General features: G+C 30.4%; 4 protein-coding genes. All 4 read left to right on the top strand.

Going from position 1 to position 4,551, the window contains the following annotated elements:
* The first annotated feature begins 195 nt into the window (after window positions 1–195).
* The 4 genes from ACVC3Y_RS00390 (at window position 196) to ACVC3Y_RS00375 (ending at window position 4,274) form a co-directional block, all read left to right on the top strand.
* Window positions 196–1,467: an AbiH family protein gene (locus ACVC3Y_RS00390; RefSeq protein ID WP_452225762.1), complete on the top strand. Its 1,272-nt coding sequence runs from the start codon at window positions 196–198 to the stop codon at window positions 1,465–1,467.
* Window positions 1,468–1,473: 6 nt separating this feature from the next.
* The gene (locus ACVC3Y_RS00385) at window positions 1,474–2,091 is read left to right on the top strand and encodes a hypothetical protein (protein ID WP_452225761.1); all 618 of its coding nucleotides are present in this window, start codon (window positions 1,474–1,476) and stop codon (window positions 2,089–2,091) included.
* Window positions 2,092–2,257: 166 nt separating this feature from the next.
* Complete coding sequence (locus tag ACVC3Y_RS00380; RefSeq protein ID WP_452225760.1) at window positions 2,258–3,028, top strand: DUF4145 domain-containing protein; 771 nt, start codon at window positions 2,258–2,260, stop codon at window positions 3,026–3,028.
* 733 nt (window positions 3,029–3,761) lie between these two features.
* Window positions 3,762–4,274 carry a hypothetical protein gene (locus ACVC3Y_RS00375; protein ID WP_452225759.1) on the top strand — a complete coding sequence of 171 codons (513 nt, stop codon included), beginning with the start codon at window positions 3,762–3,764 and terminating at the stop codon, window positions 4,272–4,274.
* Window positions 4,275–4,551: the final 277 nt, after the last annotated feature.

Below are 4,551 nucleotides of genomic sequence, written 5' to 3'. Positions count from 1 at the left end.
AAACCATACGTAATGCTAACAACGTGTATATTTTATTGCTAGTTCTCGCCTACTTACGAAAATCCTCGCGGATTTTCTATTCGGTTTTTATTTGCTAACTTAGTTGCTTAAACACGCAACAAAGCATACACAAGACCGTTGGCAACAAGCTAAAAATGACTCTCCAAATTAGAGAACTTAATACAACAAGTAAAAATGAATAGAATTATATTAATTGGAAATGGTTTTGACTTAGCACATGGAATGAACACCAGTTATAGACATTTTATTGATGATTATTGGAAGAATTGCATCAAAGAAATAAAAGAATTAACATATCGCGAAAAATATCAAAACCAAGAGCTTGCGGTTGGTCAACGAACTATCATACCAATAACAGCAAAAAACTTTTCCGAACTTATTAGCGACTTAAAAAAAGACGACACCCAAATTACTTTTAAAAACAAATTTTTTCAAATCATTTCAAAAAAGTCATATATTGAAAATTGGGTGGATATTGAAAATGAATATTATACAATACTAAAAAACACAACAAATAAAAGCCGACCATCAGTCTATGGTTCAAATATAAAAGCACTGAACTCAGATTTTAAAAAAGTACAAGATAGGTTAGTTGATTATCTCAATAAAATTCAAGGAGAATTTAAATCAAATTTTGATTCAAATTTACAAAGCATAAAAAATATTATTGGTTATAAAATATATCATCCTTTTGACCTTAATGATTTTTCAGAAGCTTCCATAAATCAAAGAGCAGAGATTGAGTATAACCTTCTTAAAAAAGATATAGAAGGTATTCTAGAGAATAAAATTTCAATTAATGAAGTGGAGGAAAACAAAAGAAAAATAATTCAAAGAATTGATATTACAAATCCTTTTATCGAAATCAGAAAACTTTTACAGTCTAAATATGCTAGGGACTTATTTGATTTAATTCCTGATCAAACAGTATTCCTGAATTTTAATTACACTTTTACTGACGACATTTATAATAATCCAAAAGAATTTGACACCTATAATGATAAAAAATATTCTGTGGTTAAATCAATTCACATTCACGGAACTATAGATAGTAAAGATAATAACCCAATTATATTTGGATTTGGAGATGAGTTAGATGAGGAATATAAATCATTAGAGAAATTAAATAATAATGATTACTTAGAAAACATTAAATCTATAAATTATCTAGAATCAGAAAATTATAAAAAGCTATTAGAATATATAAATAGTGGTAATTTTCAAGTATTTATTTTTGGTCATTCTTGTGGGATTTCAGATAGAACTTTGTTAAACACAATTTTTGAACATGAAAATTGCGCCTCAATTAAGCTCTTTTTCCATGAAAAGTCAGAGGATAATGATAATTTTAGTGATATAGTCAGAAATATCTCAAGAAATTTTAATGACAAAGCAAAAATGAGAGATAGAGTCGTAAATAAAAATTATTCTGAAAAGTTAAGGTAAAGCCAATTGCCAACAACGTGTATAACCAATTGCTCAGTTTGTGTGTACTCGGAAAATCCTGCGGATTTTCCTAATGGTTCGGTTTATTTTGCTAACTTAGTTCTTGCCAACGCAACTAGCCATACACAAAACCGTTATGCACAAGTTGACCAAACCCGAATGAAAGCGCAAATTGAGAAACATAAAGTAAGCGGAAAAGTCTATGCTTGGACTTATAAAGACAATAACCGAAATTATCCCGGTTGGAACTTTACGGTTGATTTAAAAGCGAGCGAAAGTCTTTCGGAATTATTGAATTTAATGTCTGATTGCAAATGGTCAACGAAAAAGAAAATTACGACTGAATTGCCAACTCAAGCGCAACTGAACGTGCCGAATAATCAAAACGGAACTGCTAAATGGAAATCTAAACCGAATCTGACTCTGAATTGCAAAACATCTGAATCGGAAAATCATTGGCTGATTAAAGAGTTGGGTAACGGAATTGAAATTCAGTTCGGAAAAGAAAAACTGACTGAATTACAAAACGCAATAAACGGAATTCCAAAAGGAAATGGAGATTTTGCCATTTCTGACCAAAACGAGGAGAACATTTTGTACTTCTGGTGGAATTTAGAAAAATAAAAAACCAGTGCATAACACCGTATATAAAAAATTGCTGGTGTTGTGCTAAAAGAAAGGTCGTTGCACGTTTGCTACGTCTGAATTTCCTTCGGAAATTCCTCGCACGCAAACCCGCAACTTTCCATATACAAACACGTTATATGCAAGCTGAAAATCGAACTTCCGAATGAACGTTGAAAACCTTAAATCTGAATGTCTTGAAACAATTCCAAAATTTGATTGTCCAACTTGCGGAAAAGGAATTTTAAATTTCGACAGAAAAAACATTGTAGAATTGGAAGATGGAATTTCCAAACAAGCCAAACTACTCGAATTAGAACCAACATATTATAGCGGGAAATTCACTTTACCTACAAAATGCACAAATCCTGAATGTGAGGAAACATGTATTATAGTTGGTAAGACTTCATTAGTTAGTAATGGTTGGCATTCAGGTGGCTATGACCATGAACAAGGTTTTGAAATTCCACCGCACGAAATGTATAAAACTCTTTATAACATTCAATTGACCGAGCCAGCGTTAGAATTAATTAATATTCCTGAAAAGGCATCTAATGAGGTTAGGTATAAATTAAAAGAGTCTTTCAAGCTTTATTGGATTGACAAAAGTGCATGCGGAAATAAAATTAGAGCTTCAATCGAGATATTATTGACTGATTTAAAGGTTCGAAAGACCATTACAAAACCAGGCAAAAGAATAAAGCTTACCCTACACAAGAGAATAGAACTTTTTAAACAAAAAAATCCATCTTTAGCATCAAACCTGCTAGCAATAAAATGGATTGGAAATTCAAGTAGTCATGGAATTGGAAATGTTTCAGCGGAACAAATAATTGATGCCTACAAAATATTGGAATATGTTTTAGATAAAATTTATAATAACCAAGATTCAGAAATAAAAAGTCTGACTAAAAAGATTAACAAACGAAAAAAATAAAGCCAGCATATAACAATGCATATATTTTATTGCTAGGTTCTAGTCCGCTTACGAAAGTCCTCGCGGACTTTCTATTCGGTTTTTATTTACTAACTTAGTAACTTAATCACGCAACAAACCATATACAAACACGTTACCAAAAACAACTCGGAAAATCGAATTCCATATTTAACGGAAAACTAAACATTGAATATTTCGAGTTTTTTCTCACTCAACTCTGAATAATTTTAATTGGATTTTCTGATTACTTAAACTCTGAATTTATGCTTACTTGAACTCGGAATCTTACTCTTTCGGAATTTAGTTAGATTGCGGATTTAATCACTCAAATGGAAAATCTTTACAACGAAAAAAACCCTGGTTTTTTTTCGCGATTTTTTTTGAATTTTAAGTTAGATAATTCCGAAATAATCTGTTGAAAATTTTAAAAAATTAATATTCGGAAATTTTTACTCATTGTTTCCACTCTACTCTTTCGTTGCATTTGGTAACATCGTGTATAAAAAATTGCTACATTAGTGCTAAAATAAAGTCAGTTGCACTTTTGTTACTTCTGAATTTCCTTCGGAAATTCCTCGCTAACAAAAACGCAACTTTCCATACACAAACTCGTTGGCAACAACCTAATGAAATCAACCTTCAAACAAATAAGAGCTGATAAAAACATTTCGGAAAAGATGGATTTGAAGTAACTGTCATTTCTTCTATCCTTGTTGCAACAGTAACAGTTTATTTGACTAAAGAATTTGAGTTTCCAGTTTATTTAACTGTCCTTGGAATTTTCGTTTACATCTTTTTTGTGAGATCTCAAATCAGAAAATTATTTTCAGATTGGACAAGAAAAGAGGATGTTATTGGACTTTTAGAATTTAGTGATAATGCGCTAATAATTGACAATTCAACTCTAAATGAGAAAATAAGATTTACTGACATAGAATCTATTTATCTTCATTACAATTATGTTCAAGGTAAACAATATGCAGCTAGAGATATAATTCACAACGGATTAGCAGAAATTATATTAAAAACAAAAAATAATAAACAGAAATCCTTCAAGTTTTTAATTGAAAATAAAAACCAAATAACTGATTTAAAACCGATTTGGAGAGAACTATACCTTTTAGGAGTTTTCATCCGAGAAAAAATGGGAAAATATGAGGTTAAAACAATAATGTTCGATGCTGACTTAACGGACAAAAAAATTAAAAAATTAAAAACAGAATTAAATATTGACAGCTTCTATTGAAAAAGGCAGTTGCCAACAACGCATAAAAAAAATTGCTATATTTAGAACTAATTTTAAAAGTCGTTGCACTTTTGCTACATCTGATTTTCCTACGGAAAATCCTCGCACGCAAAAACGCAACTCTTTTTATACAAAACCGTTATAAAAAATAGCTCAGATGAACCTCTGAACTATGAAACAAACATTAATTCAAAGATTAATATTTAATTACTTCTCACTCTGCTTTTGAATTTTCTCTTACTCATTTCTGATAATAAATAATGGATTCATTTTTTTT

Source organism: Lacinutrix cladophorae, assembly GCF_053604645.1.
The sequence above is the reverse complement of the archived record's forward strand: the minus strand, read 5'-3'. Positions and strand labels throughout refer to the sequence as shown.

Excerpts from the sequence above, each read along its gene's own strand:
- ACVC3Y_RS00390 (WP_452225762.1), top strand. The coding sequence starts at position 196 with ATGAATAGAATTATATTAATTGGAAATGGTTTTGACTTAGCACATGGA.
- ACVC3Y_RS00380 (WP_452225760.1), top strand. The coding sequence starts at position 2,258 with ATGAACGTTGAAAACCTTAAATCTGAATGTCTTGAAACAATTCCAAAA.